This is a genomic window from Rhodococcus artemisiae (assembly GCF_036327795.1).
Classification (GTDB): domain Bacteria; phylum Actinomycetota; class Actinomycetes; order Mycobacteriales; family Mycobacteriaceae; genus Rhodococcus; species Rhodococcus artemisiae.
The window spans coordinates 29,801-50,150 of record NZ_JAUTXY010000027.1 but is presented as its reverse complement, the minus strand read 5'-3'; the positions used below and the strand labels follow the sequence as shown (position 1 = coordinate 50,150).

16 protein-coding genes are annotated in these 20,350 nt (G+C 67.6%); 4 read left to right on the top strand and 12 right to left on the bottom strand.

Going from position 1 to position 20,350, the window contains the following annotated elements; translation table 11 throughout:
* Both Q7514_RS31750 and glmS read right to left on the bottom strand, forming a co-directional pair.
* The coding region (locus tag Q7514_RS31750; RefSeq protein ID WP_330137202.1) for an NAD(P)H-hydrate epimerase at positions 1 to 297 on the bottom strand (297 nt) is incomplete at its 3' end.
* 51 nt (positions 298 to 348) lie between these two features.
* Complete coding sequence (glmS, locus tag Q7514_RS31745; protein WP_330137201.1) at positions 349 to 2,214, bottom strand: glutamine--fructose-6-phosphate transaminase (isomerizing); 1,866 nt, start codon at positions 2,212 to 2,214, stop codon at positions 349 to 351.
* Positions 2,215 to 2,353: 139 nt separating this feature from the next.
* Between glmS and Q7514_RS31740 the strand changes: the two genes are divergently transcribed.
* Positions 2,354 to 3,202, top strand: a complete 849-nt coding sequence (locus tag Q7514_RS31740; protein ID WP_330137200.1) for a dienelactone hydrolase family protein — start codon at positions 2,354 to 2,356, stop codon at positions 3,200 to 3,202.
* 9 nt (positions 3,203 to 3,211) lie between these two features.
* Here Q7514_RS31740 and Q7514_RS31735 read toward each other — a convergent pair whose 3' ends face one another.
* The 9 genes from Q7514_RS31735 to eccCa form a co-directional block, all read right to left on the bottom strand.
* Complete coding sequence (locus tag Q7514_RS31735; RefSeq protein ID WP_330137199.1) at positions 3,212 to 4,546, bottom strand: hypothetical protein; 1,335 nt, start codon at positions 4,544 to 4,546, stop codon at positions 3,212 to 3,214.
* Positions 4,543 to 4,872 carry a hypothetical protein gene (locus Q7514_RS31730; RefSeq protein ID WP_330137198.1) on the bottom strand — a complete coding sequence of 110 codons (330 nt, stop codon included), beginning with the start codon at positions 4,870 to 4,872 and terminating at the stop codon, positions 4,543 to 4,545. The genes Q7514_RS31735 and Q7514_RS31730 overlap by 4 nt, the downstream gene beginning before the upstream one ends.
* A gap of 108 nt (positions 4,873 to 4,980) precedes the next feature.
* A complete protein-coding gene (glmM, locus tag Q7514_RS31725) occupies positions 4,981 to 6,318 on the bottom strand; it encodes a phosphoglucosamine mutase (RefSeq protein WP_330137197.1) in 1,338 nt (445 codons plus the stop codon).
* Positions 6,319 to 6,479: 161 nt separating this feature from the next.
* Positions 6,480 to 6,998: a 30S ribosomal protein S9 gene (rpsI, locus tag Q7514_RS31720; RefSeq protein WP_330137196.1), complete on the bottom strand. Its 519-nt coding sequence runs from the start codon at positions 6,996 to 6,998 to the stop codon at positions 6,480 to 6,482.
* Complete coding sequence (rplM, locus tag Q7514_RS31715) at positions 6,995 to 7,438, bottom strand: 50S ribosomal protein L13 (RefSeq protein ID WP_054714919.1); 444 nt, start codon at positions 7,436 to 7,438, stop codon at positions 6,995 to 6,997. The genes rpsI and rplM overlap by 4 nt, the downstream gene beginning before the upstream one ends.
* Positions 7,439 to 7,753: 315 nt before the next feature.
* Entirely contained in the window at positions 7,754 to 8,053 is a 300-nt protein-coding gene (locus Q7514_RS31710; protein ID WP_330137195.1) for a WXG100 family type VII secretion target, read from the bottom strand.
* A 91-nt stretch (positions 8,054 to 8,144) separates the two neighbouring features.
* Positions 8,145 to 8,495, bottom strand: coding sequence for a WXG100 family type VII secretion target (locus tag Q7514_RS31705; protein ID WP_330137194.1), 351 nt, complete (start codon positions 8,493 to 8,495; stop codon positions 8,145 to 8,147).
* 133 nt (positions 8,496 to 8,628) lie between these two features.
* Entirely contained in the window at positions 8,629 to 10,086 is a 1,458-nt protein-coding gene (locus Q7514_RS31700) for a type VII secretion-associated protein (protein ID WP_330137193.1), read from the bottom strand.
* Entirely contained in the window at positions 10,068 to 14,069 is a 4,002-nt protein-coding gene (eccCa, locus tag Q7514_RS31695) for a type VII secretion protein EccCa (RefSeq protein WP_330137192.1), read from the bottom strand. The genes Q7514_RS31700 and eccCa overlap by 19 nt, the downstream gene beginning before the upstream one ends.
* A gap of 202 nt (positions 14,070 to 14,271) precedes the next feature.
* Between eccCa and eccD the strand changes: the two genes are divergently transcribed.
* Both eccD and mycP read left to right on the top strand, forming a co-directional pair.
* Positions 14,272 to 15,735, top strand: a complete 1,464-nt coding sequence (gene eccD, locus Q7514_RS31690; RefSeq protein ID WP_330137191.1) for a type VII secretion integral membrane protein EccD — start codon at positions 14,272 to 14,274, stop codon at positions 15,733 to 15,735.
* A complete protein-coding gene (mycP, locus tag Q7514_RS31685; protein ID WP_330137190.1) occupies positions 15,732 to 17,174 on the top strand; it encodes a type VII secretion-associated serine protease mycosin in 1,443 nt (480 codons plus the stop codon). The genes eccD and mycP overlap by 4 nt, the downstream gene beginning before the upstream one ends.
* Here the strand turns inward: mycP and eccB are convergent.
* Positions 17,120 to 18,577 carry a type VII secretion protein EccB gene (gene eccB, locus Q7514_RS31680; RefSeq protein WP_330137189.1) on the bottom strand — a complete coding sequence of 486 codons (1,458 nt, stop codon included), beginning with the start codon at positions 18,575 to 18,577 and terminating at the stop codon, positions 17,120 to 17,122. The two genes, mycP and eccB, sit on opposite strands and share 55 nt — an antisense overlap.
* A 108-nt stretch (positions 18,578 to 18,685) precedes the next feature.
* Between eccB and eccE the strand changes: the two genes are divergently transcribed.
* Entirely contained in the window at positions 18,686 to 20,329 is a 1,644-nt protein-coding gene (eccE, locus tag Q7514_RS31675) for a type VII secretion protein EccE (protein WP_330137188.1), read from the top strand.
* Positions 20,330 to 20,350 lie beyond the last annotated feature (21 nt).

Sequence of the window (20,350 nt, the reverse complement as noted above, 5' to 3'; positions counted from 1 at the left end):
CAGCGCTGCTACCCCCCCGGGGTGCGTGCGATCCGGGGCGAGCAACAGTGCTGTCACGGCGACCCCGCGCCGACGCAGGAAGACGCCGGCCCACAACGCGTCGCCGCCGTTGTCACCGGAACCCACGAGCAAGGTCACGGTCCGGCCCGCAACGGCGCCCGTGCGCGTGTGGAGCTCGGTGGCCACAACACGCGCGAGCCCGTATGCCGCTCGGCGCATCAGCGTGCCCTCGGGCAGCGACGCCAGGAGCGGCTCCTCCGCGGCGCGGATCTGCTCACACGGGTAGTAGCTGCGCATCGGGGCTCCCGGTCGCTCGGTCTGTGCTGCTTTTCGTGTCTCTGTGCTCCTCTATTCCACAGTGACGGACTTGGCGAGGTTACGGGGCTTGTCCACGTCGTAACCACGCGTCTGCGCGACCTCCGCCGCGAACACCTGCAACGGCACCGTCGACAACAACGGCTGAAGCAACGACGGCGACGCCGGGATCTCCACGAGATGATCCGCGAACGGACGCACCGTCTCGTCACCCTCCTCCGCGATCACCACGGTCACCGCGCCACGAGCCTGGATCTCCCGGATGTTGCTGAGCAATTTGCTGTGCAGAACGGCACGACCCTTCGGTGACGGCATGACGACGATGACGGGCAACCCGTCCTCGATCAACGCGATCGGCCCGTGCTTGAGCTCACCGGCAGCGAAACCCTCCGCGTGCATGTACGCAAGCTCTTTGAGCTTGAGCGCACCCTCGAGCGCCACCGGATACCCCACATGCCGACCCAGGAACAGCACCGCAGGCGACGCCGCCAACTCCCGTGCCAACTCCCGCACCGGCCCCATCCCGAGCAGCAACTGCTCGATCTTCGCGGGCATCGCCTCGAGATCCTGATACTCGCGCGCCACCTCATCGGGATACTTGGTACCCCGTGCCTGCGCCAACGCCAGCCCCACCAGCAGGTTCGCCGCCATCTGCGCCAGGAACGCCTTCGTCGACGCCACCCCGATCTCCGGACCGGTCCGCGTGTACAACACCGCATCGGCCTCACGCGGAATCTGCGCACCGTTGGTGTTGCACACCGCCAGCACCCGCGCTTTCTGATCCTTCGCGTGCCGCACCGCCTCGAGCGTGTCGGCGGTCTCCCCCGACTGCGAGATCGCCACGACCAGCGTCGACCGGTCCAGCACCGGATCCCGGTACCGGAACTCCGAAGCCAACTCGACCTCGACGGGCAGCCGCGTCCAATGCTCGATCGCGTACTTCGCCACCAGACCCGAGTGATACGAGCTGCCACACGCGACGACGAACACCTTGTCGATATCGCGCAGTTCCTGATCCGAGAGCCGCTGCTCGTCGAGCACGATCCGGCCGTCGACGAAATGCCCGCGCAACGTGTCGGCCACCGCAGCGGGCTGCTCTTCGATCTCCTTGAGCATGAAGTAGTCGTGGCCGCCTTTCTCCGCGGCCGCGAGATCCCAGTCGATCGTGAACGGCTGCGTCGGCACATCGGTGTTGCCGTCGAAGTCGGTGACCTCGTACGAGTCCTTCGTGATCACCACGACCTGGTCCTGGCCCAGCTCGACGGCGTTGCGGGTGAACTCGATGAACGCCGCCACATCCGAGGCAATGAACATCTCCCCGTCCCCGACACCGACGACCAGCGGCGTCGAGCGGCGGGCCGCGATGATCGTCCCGGGATGATCGGCATGCACGAACACCAGCGTGAACGCACCTTCGAGGCGGCGCAGCACACTGCGGGCACTCTCCACGAAATCACCGGCCGTGGGTCCCTCGGCGTAGGCGCGGGCCACCAGATGTACCGCGACCTCGGTGTCGGTGTCCGATTCGAGTTCGACACCGGCCGCTTCGAGTTCGGCGCGCAGCGGCGCGAAGTTCTCGATGATGCCGTTGTGGACCACCGCGATCCGGCCGCTGGCATCGCGATGCGGATGCGCGTTGCGGTCGGTGGGGCGGCCGTGCGTCGCCCACCTCGTGTGCCCCATCCCGGCCGTGCCGTCGAAGCGGTCCTCACCGATCTCGGCGAGTTCCGCTTCGAGGTTCACGAGGCGACCGGCCTTACGTTCGACAGCGAGCCCACCGGCGCCGTCGAGGACGGCGATACCGGCCGAGTCGTACCCTCGGTACTCCATCCGCCGAAGGGCTTCCACCACGACGTCGAGGGCACGGCGGTGCCCGACATACCCCACGATTCCGCACATGGTTAGCAGGGTACTTGGCACGCTCGGATCATCGATAATGCGCTGGTGACCAGGTGGCGAGCGCTACACAGGACAACTGCGGCACGCCCATCGCGATCACCGCACCCGTCTCTCACATCGATCGGCTAACGTTCTCGCCGTGGCGGCGAACCCGAAATCCCTGGCTCGGCAACTCTCGAAGCGCGGCCCTCACACGGTGCTGCGCGGCGACCTCGCGCTCGCCGGTCTCCCCGGCATCGTCTACACCCCTGCGGAGGGCTTCAACCTTCCTGCGGTGGCGTTCGGTCATGGCTGGCTGACCGGTATCAGCAAGTATTCGGGGCTGCTCGAGCACCTCGCGTCCTGGGGGATCGTTGCTGCAGCACCCGGCACCGAACGCGGGCCCGTTCCCTCCTCCATCGGATTCGCCACCGATCTCCTGACCACCCTCGACATCTGTACCGGTGTCCGCCTGGGCACCGGTCGCATCAGCGTGCACCCGAGCCGGCTGGCCCTCGTCGGGCACGGCCTCGGTGCCGGTGCCGCGATCCTGGGTGCGGCACAACGCCGGGTGGGCGCTGTCGCGGCGCTCTACCCCGCCCCCACCACCCCGTCCGCAGCCGACGCCGCAGCTCGCGTCGAGGCCCCCGGGTTGGTGCTCGTCGGAGAGAAGAGTTTCGGATCGATGAACAGCGACGCGGTGTCGATAGCCCAGAAGTGGGGTGGCGAGGACGTGCAACTGCGCATCGTCGACAGCGCCGACGACCAAGGGCTCGTCGAAGGCCGCCGCCTGCTCGGCGCACTCGGATTCGGTGGCGCCGAGCGGAAGACACAGGAACGTACCCGGGCGCTGCTGACCGGATTCCTCCTGAATGGACTGACCGACGACAAGACCTACGCGGCATTCGCCGATCCCACCACTGAGATCCCCGGCTCCACCGTGATCACGGATCCCTCCCTGGTCGAGCAGGATCTCGGCAGCCGGATCAACAAGCTGCTCAGCAGTTGAACGCGCGAGTCACAGCGGACCGGCCTCGGCCAGCACGACCCCGTCTCCGTCGTCCCTGGGCCTCCCGGCGTCGCCCGGGTCGGTGATCGCTGCACCTGAGTTCGCGCCCGAACGACGGTTGACCGCGCGGCCCCCGGCGGGTGCCTGAGCGACTACGGGGCCGGACGGTGGCCCCGTATCCTCCGACGACGAGCTTTCCGAGGGCAGTGTCACAGATGCATCGGGCTCCGAGGGCAGTGTCACAGATGCATCGGGCTCCGAGGGAGTGGCTGCCGGCCGAGGAGCAGGGGCAGGGGCAGGCTCTCGCGAATCCGGCACGAACCCGGTCGGTGCCTCCGGGACCGGCGACTCCGGGACCGATCGAGGCGCGACTTCTTCGACACTCGGCCGGAATATCCCGGACGTGACGGCCTCTGTGAAGGCTGTCGCTCCCTCCACCGCTGTCGTCGCGAGATCGGCCACCGCGCCGGTCAGATCTGCGACGGCCTCGACGAGATCTCGGCCGGCGTCGACGAGATCGGCCGTTGCTCGCAGGACGTCATCCTGTCCGCCGGCTGTGTCGGTCGTGCCGCGGGAACCACCACCGAGCTGCTGCGCCGATTCTGGCGCCGATGTCGATGCGTCCAGCAGGTCGAACGCCCGGACAACCGCGGCGAGGTGGTCGTCGACCGTGGCGTCGGCGATACCGCACACCTCGATGAACCGATCGATTCGTGCCGTGATCGTCGGTGCGAACACCTCGTGCAGCCATTGCGTGCACCACGCGGCGACGCCGTCCGGCCTCGCAGCGGGTGTACCGGCTTCCGCACACCAGAGCGCCACCTGCTCGGCGGTCGGGCCCTCGGTGCCGCCGCGTGCGCCCGCAATGATTGCGTCGATGTCCTCGGGGGTCCGGCCGTCGACCGACATGTCCGCGAACAGTCCGACCGCAGACGACTTCTCGTTCACCGCTCGGGTAATACCGTCGACGGCACCCGTACATGCTCGGGCCAGCGCATGCACCGCCTCATACAGCATCGCACCGCGCTGCACGGCTCGATCCAGATCGTCGCGGGCCAGGTCACCGGCATCACCACGCCACGCGGAACGCAATGCGTGTACCCCGTCCGTCTGTTCCTCGACTCGGCCCTCCAAATCCGCCACGAGTCGGGTCAGCACGGCCGCGTCGTCCGCGAGTACCGACACGTCGAGCCCGATCTGCTCGTCGTAGCGTGCGCGCAAACCGTCGACGGTCACCCGCCCGGCAATGCCTACCCGATGGGCGCGCGGGAGGTATGCGGCGAAGAAGTCCAGTCCGGGGGCACCGGCATCGAGCAGCTCGACCAGACCTACGCGCGAACTCACCGAGCGAGGTCCGTCCGGGTGTCGCGCAGTGCGTCCAGTGTGGCCTGCTCCTGGTCGTGGTAACCGCGCGCTGCTTCCGCGGCTGCGTCGGAATACCGGTTGGTCGCCGCCGTCCACTCGTCGAGGGCGCGCCGTAGGCGCCGGTACCCGTCTTCGACGGCAACCCCGCGCGATCGATAGGTCTCCCCGGAGCACCGAGGGCCGAATTCCAGGGCGCCGAGGGCACGGCGGCATGCCCGGTCCGCGGCCACCGCCGAGCCGGTCACCGCGGACGCGACCGCCCGGACCGCTGTGCCGTCGAAATACAGTTCGGATCGTGGCTCCACGTCCGCTCCTTCACGTGTCGGTCGACACCGTCACAGAGTTGGACGCAGCGCCGGACGATCCGGTTCCCCTCGAGGCAAAGAATCGATCCGCCCGTGGACGGCGATCATTCAGATGCCGGCGACGACCTTGGCGAGACGATCCGCAACTGCCTGTGCGTGCGTGTCCTCCGACGCCTCGACCATGACTCGCACGAGCTGTTCGGTGCCGGACGGGCGGAGCAGCACTCGCCCGGTGTCGCCGAGTTCCCGTTCGGCTTCCGCTACCGCATCCGCGACCGCCCGGTCCGCAGCGACCGCTACTTTGTCGGATACGGAGACGTTGACGAGGACCTGCGGGAGTGATCGCATGACCGCGGCCAGGTCTGCCAGTGACGTTCCGGTCGCTGCGATCCGTTCCATCAACCGCAGGCCGGTCAGGATGCCGTCACCGGTCGTGCCGTGCGCGGGGAAGACGATGTGCCCGGATTGCTCGCCACCGAGGGAGAATCCGCCGCGACGCAGTTCCTCGAGCACGTACCGGTCGCCGACACCGACGGTCACGACCTCGATGCCGGACGCACGCATCGCCAGGTGCAGGCCCAGATTGCTCATGACGGTCGCGACGAGAGTGTTCTCGCGTAGCTCGCCGCGGTCTCGCATGCTCAGTGCCAGCACCGCCATGATTGCGTCTCCGTCGACGACCGCGCCGGACGCATCGACGGCGAGGCAGCGGTCCGCGTCGCCGTCGTGTCCGAGCCCGAGGTCGGCGCCGTGCTCGACTACGGCCTTCTGCAGGGCATCGAGGTGTGTGGACCCGCAGCCGTCGTTGATGTTGAGGCCGTCCGGCTCGGCGCTCACCGCGATCACGGTGGCGCCTGCGGCTGCGTAGGCGGCAGGACCGACGTGCGACGCGGCGCCGTGCGCGCAGTCGACCACGACCGTGACACCGTCGAGCGGCACGCTCGTCGCGCTCGCGAGGTGCGCCAGATAGCGGTCTGCAGCGTCGGCGGCAGTGCGCACCCTGCCCACTCCGGCCCCGGTCGGACGTGCTGGAGTCACTCCGTCGTGCAGTGCCGCCTCGATCCGGTCCTCGGCGGCATCGTCGAGCTTGTGACCGCCCGCGGCGAAGATCTTGATTCCGTTGTCCGGCATGGGGTTGTGTGACGCCGAGATCATCACGCCGAGATCCGCCGCATACTCACCGGTGAGATACGCGACCGCCGGTGTGGGCAGTACGCCGACAGCCACGACGTCGACACCCGCCGCGGCAAGTCCCGCGGTGACGGCGGCTTCGAGCATCTCACCGCTGGCACGCGGATCGCGCCCCACCACTGCGACCGGACGACGCCCCTCACCGCCGGGCGCCAGCACGGTCGCCGCCGCCCCGGCGAGTTGCATCGCCAATTCCACAGTCAGTCCGCCGTTCGCTGTACCGCGAACCCCGTCCGTGCCGAACAACCGGGCCATACACACGTCCTTCACGTCGAGTCTTCGAAGACAGGCCCCCCACGAGCACTGCCACCGGAATCAGAATGCACGAAAGCAGGCGCCGGTAGTGATTCTCTACCGACGCCTGCTCTCGTGGTCGAACAGATGCCGAGGCCGACTGAGTCAGCGTCGGCAACACATCAGCGCTTGGAGTACTGAGGTGCCTTACGGGCCTTCTTGAGGCCGTACTTCTTACGCTCGGTCGCACGCGGGTCACGCGTGAGGAAGCCGGCGCGCTTGAGCGACGGACGATCCTCGGGGGTGACCTCGATCAGCGCACGCGCGATGGCGAGACGCAGAGCGCCGGCCTGGCCGGACGGTCCGCCGCCGTGCAGGCGCGCGTGGATGTCGAACGACTCGCTGCGCTCGACGGTCACCAGCGGCGACTTCACGAGCTGCTGGTGCACCTTGTTCGGAAAGTAGTCCTCGATGGTGCGGCCGTTGAGCACGAACTTGCCGCTGCCGGGCACGAGGCGGACGCGAGCGACTGCCTCCTTACGGCGACCGACGGTCTGGATCGGGCGATCGAACACGATCGGCTCGACAGGTGCCTCGACGAACTCCTCGGCAACCTCCTCGACCACGTATTCGTCCGCGGCAACCTCGACGTTGTCGGCGTACTCTTCGGGGTTCACGTTCTGCTCCTCCGGCGCCGTCACTGGGCCACCTGCTTGATCTCGAACGGCACCGGCTGCTGCGCGGCGTGGGGGTGGTTCGGGCCCGCGTACACCTTCAGCTTCTTGGCGATGGCGCGGCCGAGCTTGTTCTTCGGGAGCATGCCGGTGACGGCTTTCTCCACGAGGCGGTCGGGGTTCTTCTCGAGAACCTCACCCACCGAACGAGCACGGAGACCACCCGGGTGACCGGAGTGGCTGTAGAGGAACTTGCCCTCGCGCTTGTTGCCGGAGATGGCAACCTTGTCGGCGTTGATGATGACGACGAAGTCACCACCGTCGACATGCGGGGCAAAGGTGGGCTTGTGCTTGCCGCGGAGCAGGTTCGCTGCCTGCACCGCGAGGCGGCCGAGCACCACGTCGGTGGCGTCGATGACGTGCCACTGATGGGTCACGTCGCCGGCTTTCGGTGTGTACGTAGACACAGATCTTCCTCGTCTATCGTTTCGCTGCTGGCCCGCGCGCCGCGCATAGTCGCCCTCGGCGGCCAGTTGAGACCCGAGAGACGACACTTGCCGTGCACATGGCTACGACAGCGTACGACACGCCGATCGCACACAATACCCGTCCGGCATCGATGGGGTCAAAGCGCGGCCGTCGCGCCCGCCGACGACTCCGGGCGTTCAGGAAGAACTCTGCGCTTCCCGGAAGACTCGATGTCCCGGCGGCCTCTCCACCACCGGGACGTCGTGCGATGTGCCGCTGTCTCTCACCCGGAGACTCTCAATCGGAAGCGGACATCACCGACCGGGGAAGGATCGCCCGATCGCTTGGTTGACCATCTGCATGTTCTCGCCGCCTCTCCCGACGACGATGCCGACCTCTGCCAGCACCTGATTCAGGCCGTCTATTGCCTGGTCCCAGCGCCGCTGGCAATCCAGGTATGCCCCGGCGGCCTCACCGCGCCAGCTCTCCCCCAGAGGTTTCACCTCCGCCACGATGCCGTCGAGAATCGCGGTCATCTCATTGTTCACCCCGGAGATACCGGTTCGAAGATTGGCGATACCTTCGAAGTTGTAACCCAACGGACCTTCGGACATTCAGATGCTCCTCGTCTCTATGCGGTTGCCGACCCTGGTCGGATGTTCGGTGATAGGTGCGTTCGAGCACCGAGTCGGTTCTAGCGCCGAGTCAGAACGGGCCGCTGAGCAGTGAATTGCTCGCGGCAACCTTCGCGACTTCGTTGGCGTGTTCTTCTTCTTGCGCCGCGTAGCGCTGACCGCCGTTACGGACGCGGTCGACGATCTCGAGCAGCGCATCGTCCAACTTCCTCGCGTTGTGATTCCAGCGCTCCATGATCCGTCCGAACTCGCCGCTCGCTGTTCCTGTCCAATCCGCAGACGAACTCGCAACCCTGTTGCCGAGCGCAGTCACCACGCCGGCCAGAGCCTCGCGGGAATCATCCAGTCTGTCCGCCGTCATTCCCAAGACGACCGGGTCTACTTCGAGCTGCTGCCCGCTTCCGGTTTCGCCCTCACTCATCGTGTGCCCCTCCATTGTTCTGCGTCACGGTTCACTCGTCCCCCGTTGGTCCGATCCGTTTCGCCCCTACATCTGATTCGACGCAGCCCGAACCGGATCGGTTCCGTTCCATCCGGACTACGTCGGAGTTCTCTCACATCGGCTCCACCGTGTGGACGGCCTGCTCGCATTCACTTCGGATTCCGGTCCATTCGTCGGCGAGGAACTGGCAGCCGATGGAAACCTGCAGGCCCGGCATGACTACGACCGACCACCTCACCATGGAGAACTCGTCGGGCACCTCCACGTAGGAGATGACCGGGCGGTCACCGAAGCGCGTGTCCGACTCCACATCTCGGATGACATCGCTGCGCGCCGTCGCACGGGCTGCAAGACTCCGCGCCACCGCGTCCGAATCCATCCCGTCCGCGAGGTGTGAGGACACGATCACGATCCTGCGGTCGGGGCCCGAATCCGGCAACAGCTCGGCCCTTCCCGGGTCCTGCACACCGGAATCGCGTATTCGCCAGTACGACGGGAGGTCCAGGCGTACGACACCGAGATCGATCGTGGTGAAGTCGGATGCATCCGGATCCGGCGAGGCCGTGACGGAGGCATCGTCGGTCGGTTCGGCCCGGACGGTCTCCGCGCTCTCAATACCAACCCTGTCCGCGACGGTCTCGTGGACGTCCCCATCACCCGAGATGAACACCGTCGCGACCACCACCATCATCACGAGCAGCGCTCCCGCAACCATCCACCCGAAGCGGGGTGCGCGTGACGGTTCGGGCATTGGTGCACGGACATCCTGCAGCCACTGCGCGGTCGACGACCCGGCCTCGCTCCGTGAGGCCGCGGCCCGCCCCGTGCTCGCCTCGGGTACTTCTGTGCTCGACACAAGCATTTCCGAGGCGGCCACCGGGACAACCCGAATCCCCCTCCCGATCCGCTCACCCAGCCGTCCACACAAGTCGACACCCGCGGGCTCACCCGGAATCCCCGTCACCAGCAGCACATCCGGATCGACCCGCCCGGAGACCGATTCGATCAGAGATCTGAGGCGTATCGCACCGTCGTCGGAATCCACCTCGTCGGCCTGCAGGCCCTGGTCCCTCGCAACACGGTCGATGACGGCCCGTCCGCCACGAATCGGTTCGAGCGAGGTCGCTGTGACCCCGTCCGGCATGACTTCGAGAGTCACACACCGCTCATCGGCATCCACCTCGACTGCGTCGCACGCAGCGACCGCAGCCGGAACCAGCTCCGCATTGCGCGCGACATTCCGAGCGGCGGTGTACAGCGCGTCGCGCCGCCGCGCACTCCACCTCGTCGGATGCACCGCGACGACAGTTCCGATGTTCGGGGGTGCACCGATCACGGCAGCGGCGTAACGCACCAGCCCTGTCAGCAACTCCGCGAAGTCGTCTCCTCGGTCCTCGGCGAGAACGTCGGTCGTCTCGAGCGACGCCGCCGTATCTCCGAAGACCCACCCGCCGCTCAGCCTCGCAGCGACGGCAGGCACGTGCCGGATGCGCTCGGCACGGCGCACACACACGCTGGTCGCGCCGACGTGGAGCCCGAGCACATCTGCGCTCATGACGGTTGCAGCCATGCCGTCTGAATGAGTTCGCTACCGTTGCGTCGCACGAGAATTCCGCGACCGGGCGGCATCGGACCGGGTCTCGCCGTTCCCACGAGCGCGCCTTCGTCACGACTCCCGCTCATGACCAGACCCGGAGTCGACAGTTCACGCAAGCGTGCGATGACCGGCTCGTACAGCGCGCGGCCCGCGCCACCCGCCCGCCGCGCGATGATCAGATGCAGACCGATGTCCTTCGCCTGCGGCAGATACTCGAGCAGCGGCGTCAGCGGATTCTGACCGGATGATGCGACCAGGTCGTAGTCGTCGATGATGACGAACACCTCGGGGCCGGTCCACCACGAACGGTCGCGCAATTGCTGTTGCGTGGTGTCGGCACCCGGAAGCCGACGTTCGAAGACCCCGGCGAGCTCGGTGGCCATCGCGGACAACACGGATGTGCCCGGCGCGTATCCGCCGAGATGGTCGCCTTCGACGACCCCGAGCATGGTCCGGCGATAGTCACCCATGATGATCCGTGCCTGCGCACCGGTGTTCGACTCCATGAGGCTCCGGCAGATCCCGCGGAGCAGCGCGGTCTTTCCGCAACCGGAGTCGCCGAACACCAGCAGGTGGGGGCTGTCGGTGAAGTCGAGGGCCACCGGTGCGAGCTCCGCTTCGTCGATGCCGATCGGCACACGCAGCCGCTGCGCGACCGGTGCGCTGACCGGGACCGGCCATCCGTCGGGAAGCGCAGCGAGAACGGTCGCACGGTCGATTTCCTCGGGAAGCATCCGGACCTCAGGCGCGTGGCCACCCGGAGTCGCAGCAACGATCGCAGCAACCGCCGTGGTCACGCCCTCGCCGAGATCGTCGACGCCGGAACTGCCGTCGACCCGCGGCAGTGCGGCCAGTACGTGCAGTCCGTCCCTGTCGATGCCTCGGCCGGGTCTGCCCTCGGGCACCAGCGCCGCTTTCTTGCGCCCGTATTCCGAGTCGGCCGGGTCGCCGAGACGGAGTTCGAGGCGGGTTCCGAGGTGGTCACGTAGTGCTGGGCGGACATCCCACCACCGCGGTGCGCTGATCATGACGTGAATTCCGTAGGACAACCCACGTGACGCCAGGACACCCACGCTCTGTTCGAGTGGTTCGAAGTCCTCCCGGATGCTGGGCCAGCCGTCGATCACGAGGAAGACATCGCCGAATGGGTCGCCGGAGACATGCGGCGCTCCGTCTGCGCGCAAGCGTCGCAGTGTCGCCATAGATTCGATGCCCCATTCGCCGAACTGCTGTTCTCTCCGGCGCAGCAAACCCATGAGCTCCGCGACGGTACGGCGCACCCGGTCGGCTGCCAGACGATTCGCCACGGAGCCGACGTGTGGGAGCCCTACGAGCCCGGCGAGCGTGCCGCCACCGAAATCGAGGCAATAGAACTGCACCTGCTCGGCTGTGTGGGTGAGGGCCATCGACATGATCAGGGTGCGCAGCAATGTCGATTTACCCGACTGCGGACCACCGACCACGATGGCGTTGCCTGCGGCCCCCGACAGGTCGACAACAAGGGGGTCACGACGCTGCTCGAAGGGCCGGTCGACGATCCCGATCGCTGTCCGCAGGGTCGACTGATGCAGAAGATCTCCGGTGAGAAGCGAGTGCGGCAGCACCATGTCGAGGCTCGGGGACTCGTCGAGTGGCGGCAGCCACACCTCGTGTGCGGGGGCGCCGTGTCCGCGGACCCGGCCGACCACGACGTCGAGCACACTGCGGCCGCCGTCGGACGGTGCCGGGGCGGTATCGGGGGTCGGTTCGCCGACCGGCGGCACCGGTAGGGGAACAGCACGATCGACAGGTACATCTCGTGCCGTGAACACGCGTGGACCCGGAATCCCGGCTGCTGCCGTCCGGGTGCGGCGCGCCGGACGGCCGGGCTCGTACGGTCCCGACACGTAGGCCGCATCGAAGCGCACGATCTCGGCCGAATCACACTTGAGGTAGCCGGCACCCGGCGTGGGCGGCAGACTGTAGGCATCCGGAACACCGAGAACGCTCCGGGATTCATTCGCGGAGAAGGTCTTCAAACCGATCCGGTACGACAGGTGACTGTCCAGGCCACGCAGTTTTCCTTCGTCGAGCCGCTGGCTGGCCAATAGCAGATGCATGTGCAGCGACCTGCCGAGACGACCGATCGCCGCAAAGAGATCGGCGAAGTCGGGCTGCTGGGAGAGCAGCTCGGAGAACTCGTCGACAACGATGAACAGCGCCGGCAATGGGGCGAGCGGAGCACCTGCGGCCCGCGCCTTCTCGTAGTCACCCACATTTGCGAAGTTGCCGGCCGCTCGCAGCAGCTCCTGGCGGCGGGTCATCTCGCCCTCGAGTGCATCCTTCATCCGCTCGACCATCGCGAGTTCGTCCGCGAGGTTGGTGATCACCGCTGCGACATGAGGACTCCGATCGAGCCCGAGGAAGGTCGCGCCGCCTTTGAAGTCGACGAGCACGAGATTGAGGGTGTCGGGTGAGTGCGTGGCGACGAGACCGAGTACGAGAGTCCTCAGGAACTCGCTCTTTCCCGAACCCGTGGCACCGATGCACAGGCCGTGAGGACCCATTCCGTTCTCCGCGGATTCCTTCAGGTCGATCTCGACCGGAGCGCCGTCTGCACCGAACCCGATCGGCACCCGAAGCCTGTCGCGCCCGGATCGCGGCGCCCATGCCCGGAGCGGATCGAGTCGCGCGATGTCGCCGAGTCCGAGCAGGTCCTGCCAGGTCTCGATGCTGCCCGGGTCGGCACCGTCGTCCGTGGCGAGCTGAGTGGCAGCCCGGTACGGGGCAAGTCGTCGCGCGAGCGCCTGCGATTGCGGGGCGCTGATCCCGTCGGCGTCCGCAAAGGTCTCCACCGAGCTGCCCGTTCTCGCGCCGAGGCGACCGTTCTCCGCGACGAGCTGCAACCCACGAAGTGCCGCGAGCCGCGGGGCGAACGCCGAGAGGTCCAGCAGGGTCACGGAGTCGAGCCCGTCGTCGAGGAGCCCGGATCCGGATCCGGAGACCCCACCGTCGATGACGATCAGCAGTTGTGGAACCCCTTCGACGGCGGGGGTATTGCGGACGAACCGTCCGCGTGCGGACAGGTGTACACCGAGGACCGTCTCGAGTTCGAGGACGGAACCGAACACCATGCGAGTGCTGCCCGCTCCGTCACGTGCTTCCGGGTGCTGAGCGTGCGGCAGCCACTTGACCCACTCCCACTCCGCAGCAGTGTCCGGTCCGCAGACCACCGCGACCTGGAGTACGTCGGGTGCGTGGAAGGTGCACAGGTGCCCGAGCATTGCTCGGGCCAGTTGCTGTGCCGCCTCGCGGTCGCCGCCGATACCGACCGACGCGAATCCCCGAAGCGATACGGCCGTCGGTAGTGCCGGTACCACCGAGTGCGCGCGCACGAAGCGGCGCAACGACACCGCGGCAACGGGTTCGAGATCCTCGACAGGACCGGTTTCGGGAGCGATCAGCTTGGTGGCGAGTCGCTGTCCGCCCAGGCCCACCCGCACGTGGCAGAAGTCGGCGTCGGTCGGGCGACGTTCCCACATCCGGACGGTCCCGACCAGAGTCCACAACAGCGTCGGATCCGGGTGGGTCCACTCGAGGGCCCGCCGCTGCGCCGAGCCGGTCTCGGCGACGTCGCTGCGCAGCGTGTCGAGATAGCGCAGGTAGTCCTTGCGATCCTCATTCGCCTCCGCGGTTTTCGCGCCCCCTCCGCGACCGCTGTTGGCGAGCATGCCGATCATCGACACCATCATCATCAGCGGAAAGACCAGCGCCATGGGACTTCGTGCCATACCGGAACCGAACATCAGCGCGACCATGCCGATCATCGCCGCAACCATCACCAGCGGCAGCAGCTTCATGAGCAGATTGCCCGGCGTGGCTCTCGGAATATCGGGCGGCGCCTGCAGACTCACCTCACCACCGGGTGCGCGCGGCGCGTCCCGACGCGCTCGACGCGCGAACCGTACAGTGCTCAAGTTCCCCAACCCCCCGTACACACAGACCGCCGACAGCGGCCTTCCCCCCACGGTCGTGGAAGAGTAGCGCACCGTCGCGACAGTTACATCCGTGATGATGCTGTGGGCGCTTCCGCGACGATGTCGTAATGTCTGCGTCGTCGAAAGGTCCGCGCCACCTTCGGTCGCCGGACCAGCGCGCGAACGACGGGGGAACAATTCGATGACGGCTGCACCGACGAGGCCGAACGTACCCGGTGCCGTAGCAGCACCGGAACTGTGCCGGATCACAGTGCTCACCAAACACTCCGAGGTCGATCTGGCACTGCCACTGGGCGTTCCGGTTGCCCTGCTGCTCGCGGGAATCGTCGATCTCGTGGCCGCTCATCGCCCCGACAACGAATTCGACGTCACTCCGGAACGGGTCGAGCCGGAAGCATGGAGCCTGGCCCGGATCGGCCGAGCTCCGCTCGCGGGCGCCTCGAGTCTCGACGAACTCGGAATCCGCGACGGTGAGGTGCTGATCCTCGAGGAATCGTCGTCACCGTCGTCGCCACCCTTGTTCGACGACGTGATGTACAACGTGGCGGTCGCGGGGCGCGACCGGTTGCGGCGCTGGTCCGATCGCACCGCGGCGGGAGTCGGTGCTGCGATCGCGGCGGCTGCGATCACGACCGGGTGCGGGTCGTTGCTTCTGCTGCCGTCTTCCGGTGACGAGCGGGTGTTCGCGGGGATCGCGACCGCGGCGTTGGCGCTGTTGCTCGTGACCACGGCCGCCGTCATTGCACGGGTGTATCTCGACCGGCCGATCGGACTACTGCTCGCGGTCTGCGCCGTCCCCGTTTCCTTCGTCACCGGGATGCTTCTGGTTCCCGGCGATTTCGGTGCGCCGCACCTGCTGTTGGCGACCCTCCTGACCGGCGCGGTCGGTGTGGTCACGGTGGGTGTCACGACGGTCGGACTCGCTACGTTCACCGCGATCCCGACGATTTCGGCGGTCGCGACGATCGCGCTGATCGTCGGCACCGCCACCGACGTACAGGTTCAGGCGCTCGGGGCCGGCGTCGTCGTGGCCTCGTTGCTGTTGGCGACTTTTGCCGCCCGTGCCGCCACGTTCCTCGCCCGTCTTCCCCTTCCTCCCGTTCCCGCGCCCGGAACATCCCTGGACCCTGTGGTTCCCGACCCGGACGACGAGAATCCGCCGCCCACGTTCGAGGAGCTCGAGGCGAAGACGGCGCGTGCCCGAGCTCATCTGACCGGGTGGGTGTACGCGGTGGTCGTGCTCGCGACGGCGGGTGCATGGTGCGCGGCGTGGCCGGTCCCGGATGCGGGTACCTTCTGGCCCGGTATCGCGTTGGCCGTGGCGACGGGAATCGTCCTGATGTTCCGGGGTCGCACGTATATCGGCGCCGAGCAGGCGGCTCCGATGATCGTCGGTGGTGCAATGCTCGTCCTCGGTCTTGTCGCCGGCGCCGCGCTCTTCGGAACGGTTGCTCCGCAGGCACTCTTCGGCATCACTGTCGTACTGTTCGCCGGTGCCCTGATTTTCGGGGTCGTTGTGCCCCGGCGCACCTTCACACCTGTGCAACGGCGGATCAGCGAGCTCACCGAGTACGCCGTCATTGCCACGATCGTGCCGCTGGCATGCTGGGTTGCCGGCCTCTACTCCGCGGTCCGTGGGTTGTGACTCGTCATCGACGGCTCACCCCCGCCTCACTCATCGCCACCCTGATCGTCACACTCTCCACCGTCGCGGCTGCGGGTCCGGCTTCGGCGGCTCCCCCGGTTCCCGACGGCGGACTGCTGCCCGCCGTGAGTGAACCCGCGGCCCCGGAACCCGCTGAGCAGCGAAACCTGTGCACCCAGGGCCGACCCGTCGTAGACGATCCGCAGCGACCGCTCGCACAACGCATCATGGACTTCGAACGGGTGTGGCCGCTCACGCGCGGTGCCGGTCAGGTCGTCGCTGTGATCGACACCGGGGTGAACCGGCATCCACGCCTTCCCCACCTCACCCCTGGCGGCGACTACGTCGCGACCGACGACGGTACTGTCGACTGCGACGCGCACGGAACGCTCGTCGCCGGCCTCATCGCAGCGCAGCCGGTGGAGGGTTCGGGATTCGCCGGCGGAGCTCCCGATGTCGAAGTGATCGCCATCCGCCAATCCAGTCGCAACTACTCCGACCGCTCCGCCGGAGATGAAGAGGCGGCACAGAACTCCCCCGGTTACGGTGATGTGCGCACCCTGGCATCTGCAGTGCGGCATGCCGCGGATCTCGGAGCCACGGTCATCAACATCTCCGAGGTCGCCTGCACGCTCGCGACTGAGGGGATCGCCGACGGACCCCTCGGCGCTGCAGTCCAGTACGCAACCGACGTCGAAGACGCGGTCGTGGTCGCGGCAGCCGGAAACAGGGATGTGTGCCCGGCGTGGAATCCTCCGGCTGCGAATCCGCTCGATCCGCACGCAGATCCGTGGGATTCGATCACGACGATCGCCTCCCCTGCCTGGTACGACGACTATGTGCTCACAGTCGGCTGGGTCGAAGCCGACGGCACACCGTCCGACGAGAGCGTTCCAGGGCCGTGGGTGGATGTCGCAGCGCCCGGGAGCGGCATCGTCTCCCTCGATCCGTTCTCCGACGGCCTCATCGACGCGCAGATCAGCGCCCAAGGGCCGGTACCGCTCTCGGGAACGAGCTTTTCCGCACCATTGGTCTCTGCAACGGTCGCGTTGGTGAGAGCCCGCCACCCTCACCTCGACGCGCGCGCCGTGATGGACCGCATCGAATCGACCGCCCATGCCCCGGCAGAAGGCTGGAACCCCCGGGTCGGGCACGGCGTCGTCGACCCGTTGGCCGCGGTCACCGCACCGCTGCACACGGAGCGGGACGACCCTGCGCCCCCGAAGCAGATCGCCGGTCCCACACCGGTCGATCCTCCGGACCCGACTCCGCGGCACGTCGCGTGGGGCGCTGGTGCCGCGGTCCTCGGCGTGCTCGTCCTCGCGCTGGTGGCGGCCCTACCGTTTCGAGAACGTGCGCGCCGACCACAACTCGGACGCGACCGTCATTCGCCAGTTCCGAGTGGCGCGGGTCGAGGGTCCGGGGCGACGCCGTCGTGAGCGAGTAGCGCCTCGGCACGCCCGAGCGAGGGGCCTGGCGCGAGCAGGTCGACGATCTGCCAGGGCGCTCGTGCCGGCTCTCCCTCGAGTCCGAGTGCCGTGGCGGCCTCCGCATCGGCAATGCCGTACCGGACACCGGTGTCCGCAATGTAGAACAGAGCTCCCCGACGTTCACTGTCGGGGACAACCGACGTCGTCTGCACGAATGTTCCTCGCCCCGGTGGAATGTGGACGACGTCCACGTTCGGTCCCTGCCCGTCTGCCTGTGCCGGGGCGACCGGGATCGAGTCCTGGGCGATCGGCAGGACACTACCCGCGGACAGCACCAGTTCCGATCGTCGCTGATCGTCGGGTCCTTCCCCCGGTTTCCAGGTCAGGCATCCGACGGGCCGGTCCGCAGGGTCGACAATCGTGGGCACCACTGCCGGGAACGTGTCGACCGCGAGGTGATGCACCGTCGGCGCGTCCTTGAGCGTGTCGGGCGGCACGATCGGAATCTCGGCGACGCCCTGTGAGTCCGCGGCGTGGATGATCTGCGCAGTCGCACTCGACACTTCCTGCACCCCCTCGTTCAGTACGACGTAGTAGCGCTGACCGCCAGGCTCCGCAAGTCCGACGACGGATCCGACGAGGACATCGCCGACCCCCACTCGTGGTCTACCCCCTGCGCCAGGGATCACGGGTGCGGTCAGCTCCGGAAGTTCGGGGATCGCCGCGAGCAACCCCTCACCCACAGGCCTGGCCGATCCGACATCGATGCCCAGCACCCGTGTCAGAGCACGATCCTGCGGGTCGATCTCGGCCCGTCCACCTCCGTAGACGAGGTGGTACTCACCGTCGAAGGTCATGAGCAGTGCTTCGTCGTCGTCGAGCGGCCCACCGACACCGGTGTACTCGGGCGTGCCGGCCGTCACCGCGGTGGTGACGAACTTCCGTCCACCTGCATCGACCGTGTCGCATACGGTCCAGGACAGGTCGTGGTCGACGTACGCGAGAGACGACGGCGCGCCGGGGATACCGACGAGCGGTCCCCTCGCTCGGGACTCGAGTTCTTCGTCGGCCACGACGGTGGGTTCGGCCGGGTCGTCGAGCACGAGTCGCGCGGATGCCAGATTCATCGCGGGATGGAATACCCCGTCGATCGCGACGTAGAGCGCACCGGAATCCCTGCCGACCACGAGTGTCGCGTTGCCGATCCTGTCCTGAGGCCGGAACAAGGCCAATGCGGCGCACCCTGCCAGTACCAGGCAGGCGACCACCATCCCCACCATGAGCGACCGCCCCTGCGACCGCATCGGGTCGTGGATCATGCGGACGTCGCGACGGACGAGCGCATGCTCCATCCGTCTCATCAGAAATCGGTATCCGCTCACCTGCCATCGAGTGGTGGGCTGCGATGCCATGTGTCCTCCCCCGTGCGGCACGCTCACTGCCGCAACACAGTACAGTTGTGCCTCGGGAAGCTCGGGCGGCACCCAGACGGCCGCCCGTTCGCCATCGGGGGGAATGTCGTGGATCGAACTGTGTCCGAGGTCGTGCGTGAAAGGTCCGTCGTGCAGGAACGGCCCCGGCTCGTCTCACGGCTTGTCGTGGCACAGTGCGCCGCGCTCTCCGTCTGGATCGCAGTGGCTGCGACGGGCTCCCCCTCGTGGGTGGCACCGACGGCAGCAGCTGTGGCCGGTGTACTCGTGCTCATCCGAATCCGCGGCCGCGACGCGATCGAGGTGGCGATAGCGCTGCTGCGGCACTCGTTTCCGCGTGCGCACGCGCCGGCGGAGATCCGCGATACAGCACAGTCGGACGACCGACCGGTCGGATTACGTTGGGACGGAACGTGTGTGACCGCCGTCGTCGAGGTGCTCGCTCCCGTCGGGGTCATCACACGGCTGGGACGAGATCGGGCCGACTCGTCGCAGACCCTGCCCTTGGGTGCTCTGTCCGACTGCCTGCGCCGGCACGATGTGACGCTCGACGGAATCGATGTCGTCGTCCACGGTCGGCGAGTGCTGGACGCAACCCCCGCGGGTCAGGTCTATGCGCAACTCGTCGGACCCCTGCCTGCAGCTGCGACACGCACGGTGTGGCTCGCACTACGCCTCGACGCGGCGACGTGTCCCGACGCCGTGGAGCGGCGCGGTGGCGGCACCGAAGGCGCGACCCGTACGATTACCGCATCGGCTCGGCGTGTCGTCCGAGCACTCGGTGATTCAGGTTGCACGGCAAGAATATTGACAGCCACGGAGATCCGGTCTGCTGCAGACCGGGTGACGTTCGGCGCCGATCCACTGGCGGCGGAGCGCTCTTGGCGGTACGTCCGCCTCCCCGTCGGGTACAGCACCGGGGCCGTACTCGATCCGCGGCGACTCGACGCGAGCACCCTGACCCACATCTGGACCCACCCGTCGCTGTCGTCGACGGTGACAGTGCGCATACGTCCGGGCTCCTTGGGTTCAACGCGCGTCGGGGGGCTGGTCCGGTACGCGACGCGTACCCTCGACGGTCCGGTCACGTCCGGTGCTCGCACCGTCCACGGGTGCGAGCGTGAGGCACTGCTCGCGTCTCTGCCCTATGCGACGACCGGACTCGAGGGCATCACCGATCTACGCAGCGTGAGCCGCGACCACCTCGACGGATTGGCACTGCCCGTCGCAGGCTGCGGTCAGCTGATCGGAGCGGACGAGTCGGGTCGGGCGATCGCGGTGCGCCTCACCGGCCCGGGGGTGCGCTCGGTTCACGTCGCGGGCGAGTTGTATCTCGCCCAGCAGATCGTGTTCCGCGCGGTAGCGATCGGTGCGCGCGTGGCGATCCACACCGACCGCGCCGATGCGTGGCGGCCGCTGCTGAACAGTGCTGCGTCACCGGATCGTTTGAGGATCGCCGGTGAGCATCCCGACGACCGTGAGTTCGACACCCTCGTCTTCGACGGGGTCCGGCCGTCGCGCAGGCCGCACACCGGTGCCATCCACGTGCATGCGCATCCCGATCAGTGGCCCCGCGAACGTCCCACCGTTGCCCTCGAACAACCGAACGGATCCGGCGAGCGGGTCGTGCTCACCACACACGGAAAGCGGATGACACTGACACTTGTCACCATCGCGGCCGAGTCCGCGCACATCGGGCGCCCCCGCATTCCGGAGTCCGTCCCGTCACGGTGAGCACGAGCGACGTCACTCGAC

Coding starts and splice junctions, on each gene's coding strand:
- glmS (WP_330137201.1), bottom strand. CDS start 2,214: ATGTGCGGAATCGTGGGGTATGTCGGGCACCGCCGTGCCCTCGACGTC.
- glmM (WP_330137197.1), bottom strand. CDS start 6,318: ATGGCCCGGTTGTTCGGCACGGACGGGGTTCGCGGTACAGCGAACGGC.
- Q7514_RS31710 (WP_330137195.1), bottom strand. CDS start 8,053: ATGTCCGAAGGTCCGTTGGGTTACAACTTCGAAGGTATCGCCAATCTT.
- Q7514_RS31705 (WP_330137194.1), bottom strand. CDS start 8,495: ATGAGTGAGGGCGAAACCGGAAGCGGGCAGCAGCTCGAAGTAGACCCG.
- Q7514_RS31700 (WP_330137193.1), bottom strand. CDS start 10,086: ATGGCTGCAACCGTCATGAGCGCAGATGTGCTCGGGCTCCACGTCGGC.
- eccD (WP_330137191.1), top strand. CDS start 14,272: ATGACGGCTGCACCGACGAGGCCGAACGTACCCGGTGCCGTAGCAGCA.
- eccB (WP_330137189.1), bottom strand. CDS start 18,577: ATGGCATCGCAGCCCACCACTCGATGGCAGGTGAGCGGATACCGATTT.